The following is a 14,781-nucleotide window of genomic DNA, read 5'->3' on the forward strand; positions in this document are numbered from 1 at the left end:
GCCGAGGTGTGCGGGCAGGCGCCGGTGGTCAGCCGGACGGTTCGGCGGCCGCGCGCAGGGCGTCGAGCACCGGGCTGATCAGGGGGTGGTCCTCGGCACCACGGCGTACCGCGGCGAAGACCCGACGGGTGGGGGCCACGCCGTCGACCGGCCGGATCACCGCGGCGTCGAGGGCCATGCCGCTGAGCGCCGAGCGTGGCACGAGCGCCACCCCCGCGCCCGCCGAGGCGAGGGCGACAACCGCGCGGAAGTCGTCGGAGGAGTGCTCGAGCCGCGGTGCGAAACCGGCGTACTCGCAGGCCAGGACGGTCACGTCGTGGCAGGGGTTGCCCGCGGACTGCCCGATCCAGGCGTCCTTGGCGAGGGCGGCGAGGGCCACGCGGTCGCCGGCCGCCAGCGGGTGTCCGGGAGGCAGGACGGCGTCGAAGGGCTCCGCGTAGAGCGGTACGCGGGTCAGCCGGGCGTCGTCCTCACCGGGCGCGCCCCGGTACTCGACGGCGACGGCCACGTCGACCTGCCGGTCCAGGACCATCAGCAGGCTCTCGTCGCCCTCCGCGTCCCGCACCCGTACCCGGATGCCGGGCGAGGTACGGGCGAGACCGGAGATCGCCGGCGCGACGACGAGGCCGATACCGGTGGCGAAGGCCGCCACCGTGACCGTGCCCGCCTCGCCGGAGCCGTAGGCGGCGAGTTCCGACTCGGCGCGCTCCAGCTGGGCGAGGACGGCGTTGGCGTGGCTGAGCAGGATCTCGCCCGCCGGGGTGAGCCGCGCCCCGCGGGCGTTGCGCTCGACGAGCCGGTGGCCGGTCTCCTGCTCCAGGGCCGCAAGCTGCTGGGAGACCGCGGAGGGGGTGAGATAGAGCGCGGCGGCAGCCGCCGTGACCGTACGGTGGTCGGCCACCGCCCGGAGGATGTGCAGCCGCCGCGCTTCGATCATGCCCCTAGTCTCGCAGGGCGGCGCGCGCGTCGACGAACGCGTCGACCGCCCGGTTCACGTCATCGGTCGAATGGGCCGCCGAGAGCTGGACGCGGATGCGGGCCTTGCCCTGCGGAACCACGGGGTACGAGAAGCCGATCACGTACACACCGCGCTCCAGGAGCAGCTCCGCCATGCGGCCGGCCTCGGAGGCGTCGCCGATCATGACGGGCGCGATCGCGTGGTCGCCGGGGAGGATGTCGAAGCCCTCCTCGGTCATCCGGGTCCGGAACAGCTCGGTGTTGGCGCGCAGCCGGTCGCGCAGGTCACCGGCCGACTCCAGCAGGTCGAGGACCTTCAGGGAGGCGGCGGCGATGACCGGGGCGAGGGTGTTGGAGAACAGGTACGGGCGGGAGCGCTGGCGCAGCAGGGCGACGATCTCGGCGCGGGCCGCGACGTAGCCGCCGGACGCGCCGCCGAGGGCCTTGCCGAGGGTGCCGGTGATGATGTCGACGCGGTCCATGACGCCGTGCAGCTCGGGGGTGCCGCGGCCGCCGGGGCCGACGAAGCCGACGGCGTGCGAGTCGTCGACCATGACCATGGCGTCGTAGCGCTCGGCGAGGTCGCAGATCTCCTGGAGCGGGGCGACGTAGCCGTCCATGGAGAACACGCCGTCGGTGACGACCAGCTTGCGGCGGGCGCCGCCCTCCGTGGCTTCCTTGAGCTGCTGCTCCAGGTCGGCCATGTCGCGGTTGGCGTAGCGGAAGCGGCGGGCCTTGGAGAGCCGGATGCCGTCGATGATCGAGGCGTGGTTGAGGGCGTCGGAGATCACGGCGTCCTCGGCGCCGAGCAGCGTCTCGAAGACGCCGCCGTTGGCGTCGAAGCAGGACGAGTAGAGGATCGTGTCCTCCTGGCCGAGGAAGGAGGACAGGCGCGCCTCCAGCTCCTTGTGCACCTCCTGCGTGCCGCAGATGAAGCGGACGGACGCCATGCCGTAGCCCCAGCGGTCGAGCGCCTCGTGGGCGGCGGCGACCACCTCGGGGTGGTCGGCCAGGCCGAGGTAGTTGTTGGCGCAGAAGTTGAGCACCTCGCCGGGCCGGCCGCCGGCGGTGACGGCGACGGTCGCGGACTGGGGCGTGCCGATCACGCGCTCGGGCTTGTGCAGGCCGGCGGCGCGGATCTCGTCGAGGGTGGTACGGAGGTCGTCGCGTACGGAAGAGAACATGCTGCGGTCCTTTGCGGGGATCAGACGGTCCAGTCGAGGATGATCTTGCCGCCCTTGCCGGACGCGGCGTCGTCGAAGGCGGCCTCGAAGTCGGTGTACGCGTAGCGGCCGGTGATCACCGGGGCGAGGTCCAGGCCGCCCTCCAGGAGGACGGACATGGCGTACCAGGTCTCGAACATCTCGCGGCCGTAGATGCCCTTGATCGTGATCATGGAGGTGACGATCTTCGCCCAGTCCACGGAGAAGTCCTCGCTGGGCAGGCCCAGCATGGCGATCTTGCCGCCGTTGGTCATGTTCGCGACCATGTCGCGCATGGCGTGCGGGTTGCCGGACATCTCCAGGCCGACGTCGAAGCCCTCCTTGAGCCCCAGCGTGCGCTGGCCGTCGGCGATCGTCTGCTCCGCGACGTTCAGCGCGAGCGAGACGCCCGCCTTGCGGGCCAGCGCGAGCCGCTCCTCGCTGACGTCGGTGATGACCACGTTGCGCGCCCCGGCGTGCTTGGCGACCGCGGCCGCCATGATGCCGATCGGGCCGGCGCCGGTGACGAGGACGTCCTCGCCGACCAGCGGGAAGGACAGCGCGGTGTGCACGGCGTTGCCGAAGGGGTCGAAGATCGCGGCGACGTCGAGGTCGACCGGGACGCGGTGGACCCAGACGTTGGACGCCGGCAGGGCGACGTACTCGGCGAAGGCGCCGTCGCGGCCGACACCGAGGCCGACCGTGGCGCGGCAGAGGTGGCGGCGGCCGGCCAGGCAGTTGCGGCACTTGCCGCAGACGAGGTGGCCCTCGCCGCTGACCAGGTCGCCGACGACGATGTCCGCGACGTCACGGCCGATCTCGACGACCTCGCCCACGAACTCGTGGCCGACGATCAGCGGCGCGGAGATCGTCTTCTGCGCCCAGCCGTCCCAGGAGCGGATGTGGAGGTCCGTACCGCAGATCCCGGTGCGCTTGACCTTGATCAGGACGTCTCCGCTGCCGATCTCCGGCTCCGGAACGTCCGTGAGCCGGAGTCCCGGCTCCGCCTTCTGCTTGACCAGCGCCTTCAATGCCTTGGCTCCCGACGTGCGTGTCCTGTGACTACGGGGTTCGGGCACGGGTTCGCGCCCAAGATCCTTGAAGAGAATCTTCCGTATGTCCTGCATCGGGGTCCATCGAGGTTTTCTTAAGCGCGGCCACAGGTGAGCTTCACGCCGCGCCGGGGGCCGTCACCTTCCGAGCGCCGCCATCGCCGCGTTGTGGCCGGGGATCCCGCTCACTCCGCCGCCCCTGACGGCGCCCGCGCCGCAGAGCAGGACGTTGGCGTGCGCGGTCTCGACGCCCCAGCGGCCGGCTCCCTCCTCCCCGTAGGGGAAGGAGAGGTCGCGGTGGAAGATGTGGCCGCCGGGCAGCCGCAGGTCGCGTTCGAGGTCGAGCGGCGTCTTGGCCTCGATGCAGGGCCTGCCCTCCGCGTCGACGGCGAGGCAGTCGGCGAGCGGCTCGTCCAGTACGGCGTCGAGTTCGGCGAGCGTCGCCTTGAGGAGCGTCGAGCGCGCGGTGTCGTTGTCGTCGGTGAACAGCCGGGCCGGGGTGTGGAGGCCGAAGAGCGTGAGGGTCTGGTAGCCGCGCTCGGCGAGCTCCGGGCCGAGGATGCTCGGATCGGTCAGCGAGTGGCAGTAGATCTCGGAGGGCGGTGCGCTCGGCAGCCGGCCGGAGGCGGCTTCGGCGTACGCCGTGGCCAACTGCCCGTACCCCTCGGCGATGTGGAACGTGCCCGCGAACGCCTCGCGCGGGTCGACGGACCGGTCCCGCAGCCTCGGCAGCCGGGTGAGAAGCATGTTGACCTTGAGCTGGGCGCCTTCGGCGGCCGGTGGCGGCGTGTCGCCGAGCAGGGTGGCGAGCGCCTGCGGGGAGGCGTTCACCAGCACGTGCTCCGCGGCGACCACGCCCTCGCCGTCCGCCGTCCGGTAGGTGACCTCGGCGCGCTCGCCGTCGGTCTCGACGCGGGTCGCCTCGTGTCCGGTGCGGATCTCCGCGCCCGCCGCGCGGGCTGCGTCCGCGAGGGCGTCGGTGAGGGCTCCCATGCCGCCGACGGGGACGTCCCAGTCCCCCGTACCGCCGCCGATGACGTGGTAGAGGAAGCAGCGGTTCTGGAGCAGCGAGGGATCGTGGGCGTCGGCGAAGGTGCCGATGAGCGCGTCGGTGAGGACGACTCCGCGGACGAGGTCGTCGGTGAAGTTCTCCTCGACCCCCACGCCGATGGGCTGCTCGAAGAGCATCCGCCAGGCGGTCTCGTCGGCCACCCGGGCGCGCAGCTCGGCGCGGGTGGGCAGCGGCTCCGTGAGCGTGGGGAAGACGCGCTCGGCGACCTCCGCCGTACGGCCGTAGAAAGCCTGCCACGCCTCGTACTCGCGGTCGGAGCCGGTGAGCGCGGCGAAGGAGGCGCGGGTGCGGTCGGGGCCTCCGCCGACGAGCAGCCCGCTGTCGCCCTTCGGGGTGTACGAGGAGATGGACCGTTTCCGCACGGAGAACCGGAGCCCCAGCTCCCGCACGATCTTCGGCGGCAGGAGCGAGACGAGGTACGAGTACCGGGAGAGCCGGGCGTCGACGCCGTCGAAGGGCCGGGTGGAGACGGCGGCCCCGCCGGTGGAGCCGAGCCGTTCCAGGACGAGGACGGTGCGTCCGGCGCGGGCCAGGTAGGCGGCGGCGACCAGTCCGTTGTGGCCACCACCGACGATGACGGCGTCGTACGAGCGCTGTGCGGTCATGTCTCTTGCTAACACGCGAAGATCGCCCGCGGAACCCCGCGTCTAGGACGTGTTCCGCTCCCCGTCGGTCCCGCGCAGTGCCGCGACGCGCCGGTAGAGGTCGACGGCCTCCTCGTGGCGGCCGAGCTGTTCCAGGCAGTGGGCCTCGTCGTGACGGCTGGCCAGGGCGTCGGCGTGATCGGGCCCGAGGACCCGTTCGCGGGCGTCGGCGACCTCGCGGTAGACCGACAGCGCGGCCGCCCAGTCCGCCAGCCAGCCGAGGCCGACGGCGATCTCGCGGCGGCTGACGAGCGTGTCGGGGTGGTCGGCGCCGAGGACCCGCTCGCGGACCGCGCACACCTCGCGGGCCTCCTCGACGGCCTCCCGCCAGCGGGAGAGGCGGCCGAGGTTGACGCCGAGACCGTGCCGGGCGCGCAGGGTCTCGGGGTCGTCGGGGCCGTGCACGCGGGTACGGGCGTCGACCAGGTCGCGGTAGAGCTCCAGGGCCTCAGCGCTCCGGCCGATCCGGCCCAGACAGATCCCCACCTCGTAGCGGGCCGCGAGGGTGTCGGGGTGGTCGGGCCCGAGGACGGAACCGCGCGCGGAGGCGACGTCCGAGTAGGTCGCGAGCGCCTCCGGCCAGCGCTCCAGCCGGCCCAGGGTGTAGGCCACCTCGTAGCGGGTGACCAGGGTGTCGGGGTGCTCGTCGCCGAGCAGCCGGGTGCGTGCCTCGGCCACCTCGCGGGCCATCCGGTACGACTCGTCCAGACGTCCGAGGCGCCCCAGGTTGAAGGCCAGGTTGTGGCGGCAGCGCAGGGTGTCGGGGTGGTCCGGGCCCATCGTGCGCTCGCGGGAGGAGAGCACCGCCGCGTAGACCTGGTGGGCCTCGAAGTGCCGCCCGAGGCGCCCGAGCACGTAGGCCGTCTCCTGGCGGGCGGCCAGGGTGTCGGCGTGGTCGGGGCCGAGGACCCGCTCGCGCGCCTCGGCGACCCGGGAGAAGGAGCGCAGGGCTTCGGCGGGGCGGGCCAGCCGGCTGAGCGTGAAGCCGAGCTCGTAGCGGCTGGTGAGGGTCTCCGGATGGTCGGGCCCGAGGACCCGCTCGCGGTCCTCGGCGACGGACCGGTGCACGTCCTCCGCCTCCTCCCAGCGGCCGAGCCGGCCCAGGCTGAGCCCGGCCCTGTGCCGGCTCGCGAGCACGGCGAGGAGCTCGGGGGACGGGGTGGACCCGGGCACGGGGCCCGGCGCGGGCGATCCGGGTGACGGCGCGGAGTGCGGGGTCGGCGATCCGGGTGACGGTGTGGCATCCGGGACGCCCCGGTCCGGCGCGGGCAGGACGCGTGACGCGGTGGTCCACTCCCCCGTGAGCCCGGCGGCCGGGTCGAACGCCGCGGTCCGCACCGCGACGGCCGTGGTGGCCCGGTGGCCGTGGGTCATCCGCGTGGCCCAGGAGGGGAGCCCGGGCGCGGCCGCCTCCGGCACCCGCACCGCCACGGGGACCGGGTTCGGTCCGGTCCGCGCGGACACGATCCGACGCCGCAGGTCGGTCGCGTCGGTGGGCCGCCCGTCCGGCGTCTTGGCGAGCAGATCGAGAACGATCCGGTCCAGGTAGTCGGGGAGTTCGGCGCGGTGCGTGCGCAGCGGCTCCGGCGGGGTGTCGCGGTGTCCCACGAGGACGGCCCACGCGTCGTCGAGGTCGAAGGGCGGCGCGCCGGTGGCGATCTCGTACAGCACGCATCCCAGCGAGTACAGGTCGCTGCGGTGGTCGACCTCGCCGCCGCTGATCTGCTCGGGCGACATGTAGTGCGGGGTTCCCATCGCGATGCCGGTGCCGGTGAGGCGGGAGGTGAAGCCGATGTCCGCGCCCAGTCGCGCTATCCCGAAGTCGCAGATCTTCACGCCGCCGTCGCCGAGCCGCATGATGTTGGCCGGCTTGAGGTCGCGGTGCACGATCCCCTGCCGGTGGGTGTAGGCGAGGGCGTCGGCGACCTGCTCGGCGATGTCGACCACGTCCGGCACCGGCAGCGGGTGCTGCTTGTTCTCCTCCAGGAGCTGGCTCAGATTGTGGCCCTCCAGCAGCTCCATGACGAGGAAGAGGACACCGTCCGACTCGCCGAAGTCGTGCACGACGGTGACACCGCGGTGCTGCAGCGAGGCGGCGACGCGCGCCTCGCGGCGGAAGCGTTCGCGCAGCACCTTCACGAAGTTCGCGTCCTGCTGCGGTCCCAGCGGCTTGAGGCACTTGACCGCGACGCGGCGCCCGAGGGACTCGTCGGTGGCGCGCCACACCTCGCCCATGCCCCCGCGCCCGATCACGTCGTGCAGCCGGTACCGGCCCTGGATCAGCCTGGTTTCCGCCATCGCGTGCTGTCGCCCCCGTCGATTCGCTGCGCCCTCCCCGGCTCGTCCAGTATGGCCGCCTGGCTGCGGAGTTTGAACGGGGCGGGGCGCGTGGCGGGGCCGAGACGCGCCATCGCGTTCACAATGTGACCCGGCGGCAGCCGCCAGCGCAGCCGGGCGGGGACACAGCGCAGCAGATTGGCCGCCGCCGTCAGCCGGTACGTGACGGTGTCGGGGGGCGGAGCGGGCCGCCCGTACAGCGCGTGGGCGTAGGGAGGCAACGCGTCGTAGGCGAGTGCCGCGACGCGCCGCCAGACGACCTCGCGCGCCGGCCGCAGGAGGGGTTTGACGGGCGGGCGGCGCAGAAACGCGTCGACGGTCCGCGCGTCCTCGCCCGCGGCGAGCCGCGGCCGTACGTCGTCGAAGTAGTCGGCCAGCTCGCCCGCGGTCGCCGGCACCGCGCTCGGGTCGAGGCCGACGAGCCGCGCGGACGTGCGGTGTTCGTCGATGTACCGGTCGGCCTGGGCGTCGGTGAGGGGGATTCCGGAGCGACGGGCGACGGAGAGGTACGAGTCGACCTCGGCGCAGTGCACCCAGAGCAGGAGTTCGGGGTCGTCGACTCCGAGCAGCCGGTGGATCTTCCGCACCCGGGCGCCGGCCGCTTCGGCGGCTTCGGCGGTGCCGTAGCTGATCGTGCCGACGAAGTTCGCCGTGCGCAGGAGCCTGCCCCAGGCGTCCTTCCTGAAGTCGCTGTTGATCATCACGCCGCGCACGGCCACGGGGTGCAGCGCCTGCAGATAGAGCGCGCGGACGCCGGCGATCCACATCACCGGGTCGCCGTGCAGCTGCCAGGTGACGGAATCGGGACCGAAGAGCCCGGGATCGGCGTCCTGCCTCATGCCGTCCAGGCTACGGGTGCCACCCCCGGAACGACCCCGGCGGTGCGGGGCCGAAGCCGGTGGACACTCGACCGTAGACCCTCACTTCCCCGCTTCGGGATCGTCGGTCCAGGTGAGGGAGCGGATGCGCCAGTCGCCCGACGCGTCGGCGACCAGCTCGAAGTGCTGGCGTCCCCAGCCGGCGAAGGACGCGCCGTCGCGGACGCCGTGCTTGTGGTAGAGCGAGGACCGCAGCGCGCGTTCCCCGACGACGACCGTGGACCAGCTGACGTCGAACTCCTGGAAGTCGGTCAACTCCGTTCCGTTCAACAGATCGTGACGGGGCACCAGGAACTCGTCGACGTCCATCCGGGTCACCCGGCCGTCCTGCGCCACGTACTCGATCACCGCGTCGGGCGTGAGCACGGCACGGGCCCCGTCCAGACCGACCGGCTCTCCCTCGCGACGCGTGAAGGCGGAGAGGAACGTGCCGACCGCCCTGTCGACGGCGCGCTCCCGGGCGGAGGGCGGATTCCGGCGCCACTCGCCGGCCAGGACGGCGAACACCGAGTCGCTGCACCAGGCTCCCTTGAGGAAGGTGCCGTCCCGCAGGACGGACTCGTGGCGCATCCCGATGCGCCGCATGAGGGCCGCGGAGGCGACGTTGCGCACGTCGCAGATGCCGATGACGCGGTGCCAGCCGAAGTCGCCGAAGGCGATGTCGAGCGCCGCCGTGACCGCCTCGGTGGCGATGCCCGTGCCGTGCACGTCCGGGTGGAACGCGAACCCGACCTGGCCGGTGGCCGGTTCGTCGGGCTCCCGCCGCAGGAACACCTCGCCGACGACCCGCCCCGACTCGTCCTCGACGGCCAGCCCGAACCAGTCTCCGGGAACGGCGAGCGACTCTCCGGAGATCAGGCGCTCCAGGGTCTGCTCCGTCATCTCCCTGGTGTGCGGCTCGTGCGGCAGGTAGAGGGCGACCTCGGGCAACGAGCGGTGGGCGTGGATCGCTTCGAGGTCGTCCTCGCGCACGGGCCGCAGGCTCAGCCGCTTCGTCCGGACCGGGTACCGCGGGTGTACGGGAGCCCCCGGGTCCGTCGATTCGGCGGGCTCGGTGTGCTCGGACCGTGGGGGTACGTCGGTCATGGGGTCTCCGTTCGTGCGGTGAACCTGACAGTGTGGCGTGCGCCGTTCGACGGGCCCACAGCGGGGCGGGACGGATGTGACGGGCGCGTCGGCGGACGCCCGTCGGCCGAGGCACCGAAGGCCGCGGCACACGATGCCGGTCCGAGGGTCACGCCCGGGCGCGGTCTCCGGGCCGCGCGGAGCGTCGTGACGCGTCCCGCCCGCCGCACCACTCCTTCGGCGGCCCCCGGCGCGCGTCGGCCCGCCGCGGCTTCCATGCTGTTCCGGGGGAGATGACCGCTGTCCGAGGCGCCGTCGAACCCCGGCTTCCTGGGACCTGGCCGCGGAGGACCGGAGCGCTGATGAGGCTTGTCGTCGATCTCAACAGATGCCAGGGGTACGCGCAGTGCGCCTTCCTCGCGCCCGAGGTGTTCACGATGCACGGGGAGGAATCCCTCGTCTACGACCCGCATGCCGAGGACGAGCTCCGGGCGAAGGTGGCGCGTGCCGTCGCGGCCTGTCCCGTACAGGCGATCATCGCGGAGGGTCCGGGCGGAGCGGACCACGCCGACGGGGGTCCGGGCCGGTCCGCTCGCCCCGTGCAGGCCGTCCGGCCCGGGCAGGAGCCGGTCGATGGCCGTTGACGACTTCCACACGTGGCTCAGGCGCGAGGGCCGGATCGTGATCGTGGGGGCCTCGCTCGCGGGTCTGCGGGCGGCGGAGACGCTGCGAGCCGAGGGCTTCGCCGGCTCCCTCACCCTGATCGGGGACGAGCCGTACGAACCGTACGACCGGCCCCCGCTGTCCAAGGCGGTCCTGCTGGGCAAGGCGTCGCCCGCCCGTACCGAGCTCCCCCGACGGTGGGGGTTCGACGCCACGTGGCGTCTCGGTGTGGCGGCGAGCGGTCTGGACATGGCGGCCAAGCGCGTCCACCTGGCCGACGGGGACGCCGTGGAGTACGACCGGCTGCTGATCGCGACCGGGGTGCGCGCCCGGCCCTGGCCGCACGAGGCGGAAGCACGGCTGGACGGGGTCTTCGCGCTGCGCACCCGTGACGACGCGGTCGGCCTGCACCGGCGGATGGCGGCCTCGCCCCGCAGGGTCCTGGTCGTCGGGGCCGGGTTCACCGGTTCGGAGATCGCCTCGGCCTGCCGGGACCGGGGCATCGACGTCACCGTCACGGAGCGCGCCGACGCTCCACTGGTGGGCGCGCTCGGCGGGGTGATCGGCGCGGTCGCGGCGGACCTGCACCGCGAGAACGGCGTGGACCTGCGTACGGGTGTCACGGTCACCGCCCTGGAGGGGGACGCGGCGGGCCGCGTGCGGCGCGCCCACCTCTCCGACGGCGGCGTCGTCGAGGCGGACGTCGTGGTCGTCTCCCTGGGGGCGATCCGCAACACCGACTGGCTGGTCGGGTCCGGCCTCGGTGCCGGCCCGCGCGGAATCGCCTGCGACGCCGGCTGCCGCGCCTTCGACATCCGGGGCATCGTCACGGACGACATCTACGCGGCCGGGGATGTCGCAAGGTCTCCGAACGCTCTGTTCAACTACCAGTTCCTGTCCCTGGAGCACTGGGGCAACGCCGTGTCGCAGGCCGAGGTCGCCGCGCACAACATGATCAACGTCAGCGCGGAGCGCCGCCCGCACATGGGAGTTCCCTCCTTCTGGTCCTCCCAGTTCGGGGTGAACATCAAGTCGGTCGGCGTGCCCCCGATGGGCGACGAGATCATGTTCACCCAGGGCTCGCCCAGGGAGCGTCGCTTCATCGCCGTGTACGGCCATCAGGGCCGCGTCATCGCGGCCGTCGGCTTCGACAACTCGCGGTGGCTGGACTTCTACCGGCGCCTGATCGAGACGGGCGCGCCCTTCCCGGTGGAGTTCCCGACCGTCGACCGGCGGCCGGAAGGCCGCCGACCCGTCCCGGCCGATTTCCCCGACCCGTCCCTGCCGACCCACGGCCCGACGGTGACCCTCAGCGGCTACTCGCCCACCGACCAGCAGCTGGTCTTCACCCCGGCCCATCGCTGACCGACGCCCGTCCGGCCCTCTCGCCCCGAGGACACCCCATGACGCATGCCACCTCGCTCCTGCGCCAGATCACCGACTACGCCCATCGCGCGAACCCGTACCCGCTGTACGCGAAGCTCCGCGAGACCCCGGTGCTTCAGGAGGAGGAGGGCGGCCCCTTCGTCGTCAGCTCCTACTACGACATCCTCGGTCTGCTCCACGACCCCCGGATCAGTTCGGACGCCGCCAACCTCGCCGCGTCGAGCGCCGACGGGGGCTCCGCCGACATGGGCGGCCCGGAGGAGACGGGGCTGCCGCCGAGCTTCATCCGGCTCGACCCGCCCGAGCACGACCGGCTGCGGCGGATGGCCAACCGGCCTTTCGGGCCGCCGCACAGCCCCCGTCGGATCGACTCCATGCGCGAGGAGTTGGCCGAGATCGTCTCGGATCTGATCGACGGCCTCGGGGGCGCCGGGGAGATCGATCTGGTCGACCGGTTCGCCTACCCGTTTCCCGTCACCGTGATCTGCCGGCTGCTCGGCGTGCCGCGTGAGGACGAACCGCGCTTCCGCTCCTGGGTCGACCCGATCGTGGCCAGCCTGGACCCGGACGCGGACGGTGACACCGCCGAACGGCGCGGCGAGGCGCAGGAGGCCCGTCGGCAACTGGGCATGTACCTGGCCGGACTGGTGGAGCAGCGCGGCAACGACCCTCGCGACGACATGCTCTCCGAACTGGTCACGAACCGGGGCGGGGACGGCCCCATGACGACGATGGAGGTGCTCAGCACCGCGGTCCTGCTGCTGATCGCGGGCCACGAGACGACGGTCAACCTCATCACCAACGGCATGCTCACGCTGCTCCGGCACCCGGACGTCCTGGACAGGCTGCGCCACGAGCCGGACCTGGTCGTCAACATCGTGGAGGAGCTGCTGCGTTACGAGCCTCCGGTGCAGCTGGTGCCCCAGCGCACCTGTATCGCGGACATCGAGCTGCGCGGCGTCACGATCCCGAAGGGGTCCAGGATCTGGCTGGTGCTCGCCTCGGGCAACAGGGACCCGGAGCGCTTCCCGGATCCCGACCGGTTCGACCCGGACCGCGAGGACATCCAGCATCTCGGTCTGGGAAGCGGCATCCACTCCTGCTTCGGCGCGCCCCTGGCCCGGCTGGAGGCCCAGCTGGCCCTGGCGGAACTGGCCCGCCGCCTCGACGCCCCGCGGCTGCTGGAGGACCCGCCGCCGTACCGGCACAACGCGGTGCTGCGCGGCCCGCGCCATCTGCGCATCGCCATCGACGGAGTAAGCCCCTGAACCTCCGCGGCGACGCCCGCTCCCCGGTCACCCGGTCGCCTCCGCGGCGGCGAGCGGCTGGGGCCGGGTCCGCATGCCCCAGCGGGCAAGGGACGGGCCCGCGGCGCCCAGCCCCGCGAAGAACAGCGCCAGCAGCAGCCAGCCCGCCGTACCGAGGCCGAGCACCGTCGTGGTGAGGATCGCGGGCGCCAGGGCCTGGCCCGTGCTGAAGCCGAGGCCGAGGAGGCCCTGGTACTGGCCCTGGGCGTGGTCGGGGGCGAGACCGAAGCCCAGGGCGAAGCCCGCCGAGGACTCCCAGATCTCGCCCAGACTGTGCGCGAAGATCGCGGCGACGAGCAGTCCGGCCGCCGCCCAGACGGGGGCGTGCGCGGCGAGCGCCATCATGGGGCAGCTGACGAGGAAGAGCAGTCCCGCGGTACGGAAGGCCCTGCCGCCGTCGCGCGGGGTCTCGATCCGGGAGCCGATCCTGGTCTGCAGCAGAACGCAGAAGGCCGCGTTGACGGCGAAGACGGCGGCCACCGTCCAGCGTGGTGCCTCGGTGTGTTCGGAGATCCAGATCGGCAGGAGCAGGGACACCACCGAGTACTGCAGCCCCATGGCCCCGTACAGGGCCGTGAACGTCAGGAACGGACGGTCCGCCAACGCGATCCAGCGACGACTGCGCGGCGGTGCCGCCTGCACCGGGTAGTGGGGCAGCAGGAGCAGGAGCGCGGCGCACAGGGCGAAGCTCGCCGCGTTCCCGAGGATCAGCGCGACATAGGCACCGCGGGTGTCCACCGCCACCGCCAGCCCGGAGCCCACCGTCCCGAGGATGACGCCCAGGTTGACGAAGGTGCGCAGCTTCGCCCGGAACAGTGCCGGGCGTTCGGTGCCCACCCGGGCCACCAGAACGCCCCAGGCCGCCCCGCCGACCGCCGCGGCGATCTGGTCGACCGTCGCGATGAGCGTGAGGGCGGCCCAGCTCTCGACGAGGACGAGAGCGGACATCGACACCGCCTGGACCACGAGGGCGAGCATCATGATCGTGCGCGCGCCGCGCCGGTCGGCGAGATGGCCCCCGGGTACGCCCGCGAGCAGGCCGATCAGTCCGGCGATGGTGAGAGCGGCCCCGACCTGTGCCGCCGGCAGGTCCACGATCACCGTGAAGTAGAGCGCCGACGCCGCGTTGAACAGGCCGTTGCCGACCCGGTTGACGAAACTGGCGGCGATCAGCACGCGCTCCGGCCCGCTGCCTCCCGCCATGCGGGCTATTCGGCCCGCCGGGCTGCCCTTGATCATGATCGGCAGGCTAGCAGCGGGCCCGCCACCCATCGGGGCCGTACGAACACGCCGTACGGGCACGGCGTGCGAAAACGCCGCACGGGTCCGCCGGAGCGCGGACTCCCGAGGAGCCGTCGCCCCTGCCGACGAGGCGCCTCATGACGGACAATCCTCGTAGGGGCGGGTCTGTCCGCACCCGACCGACCGCAGGGACCGCCATGTCCGATCCGCCGGTACCCACCGCACGCACGCGCGTCTTCCTCGTGGACGACCATGAGGTCGTCCGCAGGGGTCTTCGCGACCTGCTCGACGACGAGCCCGACATGGAGGTGGTCGGTGAGGCGGCCACCGCCGACCAGGCCGTGGCCCGGGGGCCGGCTCTGCGGCCGGACGTCGCGGTTCTCGACGTCCGGCTGCCCGACGGCGACGGGATCGCCGTCTGCCGCGAACTGCGCTCGCGGATGCCGGAGCTGGCGTGCCTGATGCTGACCTCGTTCGACGACGAGGAGGCACTCCTCGACGCGATCATGGCAGGAGCCGCGGGGTACGTCCTCAAGCAGATCAAGGGCTCCGACCTGGTGTCGGCCGTACGGACCGTGGCCACGGGCCAGTCGATGCTCGACCCGGCCACCACCGCCCGGCTGATGCGCTCGCTGCGCCATCCCGAGGAGGCGCGGCCACCGGAGGACGAGCGGCTCGCGGTGCTGTCGGAGAGGGAGCGGGCCGTGCTCGATCTCATCGGCGAGGGTCTCACCAACCGCCAGATCGCCGAGCGGCTCTACCTGTCGGAGAAGACGGTCAAGAACCACATCTCGCGGCTGCTCGGCAAGCTCGGCGTGGAGCGCCGCGTCCAGGCCGCCGTCATCGCCGCGCAGGCCCACGAACACGACGCCGAGCACGGCTAGGGCGTGGGTTCGACGATCAGGGCTGGGGCATGGGTCGACGATCAGGGCTGGGGCATGGTTCGACGATCAGGGCTGGGGCATGGTTCGACGAT

The 14,781-nt window shown here is 72.8% G+C and carries 12 protein-coding genes; 4 read left to right on the forward strand and 8 right to left on the reverse strand.

Annotated elements, in window-relative coordinates; genetic code table 11:
• Window positions 1-28: 28 nt before the first annotated feature.
• The 7 genes from AB0D99_RS03050 to AB0D99_RS03080 form a co-directional block, all read right to left on the reverse strand.
• Complete coding sequence (locus AB0D99_RS03050; protein ID WP_362356245.1) at window positions 29-937, reverse strand: LysR family transcriptional regulator; 909 nt, start codon at window positions 935-937, stop codon at window positions 29-31.
• 4 nt (window positions 938-941) lie between these two features.
• On the reverse strand, window positions 942-2,141 hold the full coding sequence (locus AB0D99_RS03055; protein ID WP_362356247.1) for a glycine C-acetyltransferase: 1,200 nt from the start codon (window positions 2,139-2,141) through the stop codon (window positions 942-944).
• A gap of 20 nt (window positions 2,142-2,161) precedes the next feature.
• Window positions 2,162-3,190 (reverse strand): L-threonine 3-dehydrogenase, encoded by a 1,029-nt coding sequence (tdh, locus tag AB0D99_RS03060; protein WP_362356249.1) that lies wholly within the window; start codon window positions 3,188-3,190, stop codon window positions 2,162-2,164.
• 159 nt (window positions 3,191-3,349) lie between these two features.
• Complete coding sequence (locus AB0D99_RS03065) at window positions 3,350-4,888, reverse strand: NAD(P)/FAD-dependent oxidoreductase (protein WP_362356251.1); 1,539 nt, start codon at window positions 4,886-4,888, stop codon at window positions 3,350-3,352.
• 42 nt (window positions 4,889-4,930) lie between these two features.
• Complete coding sequence (locus AB0D99_RS03070) at window positions 4,931-7,225, reverse strand: tetratricopeptide repeat protein (RefSeq protein WP_362356253.1); 2,295 nt, start codon at window positions 7,223-7,225, stop codon at window positions 4,931-4,933.
• Window positions 7,207-8,103 carry an oxygenase MpaB family protein gene (locus tag AB0D99_RS03075; protein ID WP_362356255.1) on the reverse strand — a complete coding sequence of 299 codons (897 nt, stop codon included), beginning with the start codon at window positions 8,101-8,103 and terminating at the stop codon, window positions 7,207-7,209. The genes AB0D99_RS03070 and AB0D99_RS03075 overlap by 19 nt, the downstream gene beginning before the upstream one ends.
• Window positions 8,104-8,184: 81 nt before the next feature.
• On the reverse strand, window positions 8,185-9,228 hold the full coding sequence (locus AB0D99_RS03080) for a GNAT family protein (RefSeq protein WP_362356257.1): 1,044 nt from the start codon (window positions 9,226-9,228) through the stop codon (window positions 8,185-8,187).
• Window positions 9,229-9,569: 341 nt separating this feature from the next.
• Here AB0D99_RS03080 and AB0D99_RS03085 point away from each other — a divergent pair, with 341 nt between their 5' ends.
• Genes AB0D99_RS03085 through AB0D99_RS03095 form a run of 3 tightly spaced genes read left to right on the forward strand, consistent with a single transcriptional unit; the run spans window position 9,570 to window position 12,524 of the window.
• Window positions 9,570-9,851: a ferredoxin gene (locus AB0D99_RS03085; protein ID WP_362356260.1), complete on the forward strand. Its 282-nt coding sequence runs from the start codon at window positions 9,570-9,572 to the stop codon at window positions 9,849-9,851.
• Window positions 9,841-11,235, forward strand: coding sequence for an FAD-dependent oxidoreductase (locus AB0D99_RS03090; protein WP_362356262.1), 1,395 nt, complete (start codon window positions 9,841-9,843; stop codon window positions 11,233-11,235). Before AB0D99_RS03085 ends, AB0D99_RS03090 begins: the two co-directional genes overlap by 11 nt.
• 38 nt (window positions 11,236-11,273) lie before the next feature.
• Window positions 11,274-12,524 carry a cytochrome P450 gene (locus AB0D99_RS03095; protein WP_362356264.1) on the forward strand — a complete coding sequence of 417 codons (1,251 nt, stop codon included), beginning with the start codon at window positions 11,274-11,276 and terminating at the stop codon, window positions 12,522-12,524.
• Between the two features lie 27 nt (window positions 12,525-12,551).
• Here the strand turns inward: AB0D99_RS03095 and AB0D99_RS03100 are convergent, their stop codons facing one another.
• A complete protein-coding gene (locus AB0D99_RS03100) occupies window positions 12,552-13,802 on the reverse strand; it encodes an MFS transporter (protein WP_362356266.1) in 1,251 nt (416 codons plus the stop codon).
• A gap of 200 nt (window positions 13,803-14,002) precedes the next feature.
• On the opposite strand from AB0D99_RS03100, the gene AB0D99_RS03105 reads away from it, so the two are divergent.
• Window positions 14,003-14,689: a response regulator transcription factor gene (locus tag AB0D99_RS03105; protein ID WP_362356268.1), complete on the forward strand. Its 687-nt coding sequence runs from the start codon at window positions 14,003-14,005 to the stop codon at window positions 14,687-14,689.
• Window positions 14,690-14,781: the final 92 nt, after the last annotated feature.

The sequence above is a fragment of the Streptomyces sp. NPDC047971 genome (assembly GCF_040653355.1).
Taxonomy (GTDB): Bacteria; Actinomycetota; Actinomycetes; order Streptomycetales; family Streptomycetaceae; genus Streptomyces.

What these genes read in the sequence shown, in the direction of transcription:
- AB0D99_RS03080 (WP_362356257.1), bottom strand. Translation starts at nt 9,228, where the DNA reads ATGACCGACGTACCCCCACGGTCCGAGCACACCGAGCCCGCCGAATCG.
- AB0D99_RS03075 (WP_362356255.1), bottom strand. Translation starts at nt 8,103, where the DNA reads ATGAGGCAGGACGCCGATCCCGGGCTCTTCGGTCCCGATTCCGTCACC.
- AB0D99_RS03090 (WP_362356262.1), top strand. Translation starts at nt 9,841, where the DNA reads ATGGCCGTTGACGACTTCCACACGTGGCTCAGGCGCGAGGGCCGGATC.
- AB0D99_RS03100 (WP_362356266.1), bottom strand. Translation starts at nt 13,802, where the DNA reads ATGATCAAGGGCAGCCCGGCGGGCCGAATAGCCCGCATGGCGGGAGGC.
- AB0D99_RS03065 (WP_362356251.1), bottom strand. Translation starts at nt 4,888, where the DNA reads ATGACCGCACAGCGCTCGTACGACGCCGTCATCGTCGGTGGTGGCCAC.
- AB0D99_RS03055 (WP_362356247.1), bottom strand. Translation starts at nt 2,141, where the DNA reads ATGTTCTCTTCCGTACGCGACGACCTCCGTACCACCCTCGACGAGATC.
- AB0D99_RS03050 (WP_362356245.1), bottom strand. Translation starts at nt 937, where the DNA reads ATGATCGAAGCGCGGCGGCTGCACATCCTCCGGGCGGTGGCCGACCAC.
- AB0D99_RS03085 (WP_362356260.1), top strand. Translation starts at nt 9,570, where the DNA reads ATGAGGCTTGTCGTCGATCTCAACAGATGCCAGGGGTACGCGCAGTGC.
- AB0D99_RS03070 (WP_362356253.1), bottom strand. Translation starts at nt 7,225, where the DNA reads ATGGCGGAAACCAGGCTGATCCAGGGCCGGTACCGGCTGCACGACGTG.
- AB0D99_RS03105 (WP_362356268.1), top strand. Translation starts at nt 14,003, where the DNA reads ATGTCCGATCCGCCGGTACCCACCGCACGCACGCGCGTCTTCCTCGTG.
- AB0D99_RS03095 (WP_362356264.1), top strand. Translation starts at nt 11,274, where the DNA reads ATGACGCATGCCACCTCGCTCCTGCGCCAGATCACCGACTACGCCCAT.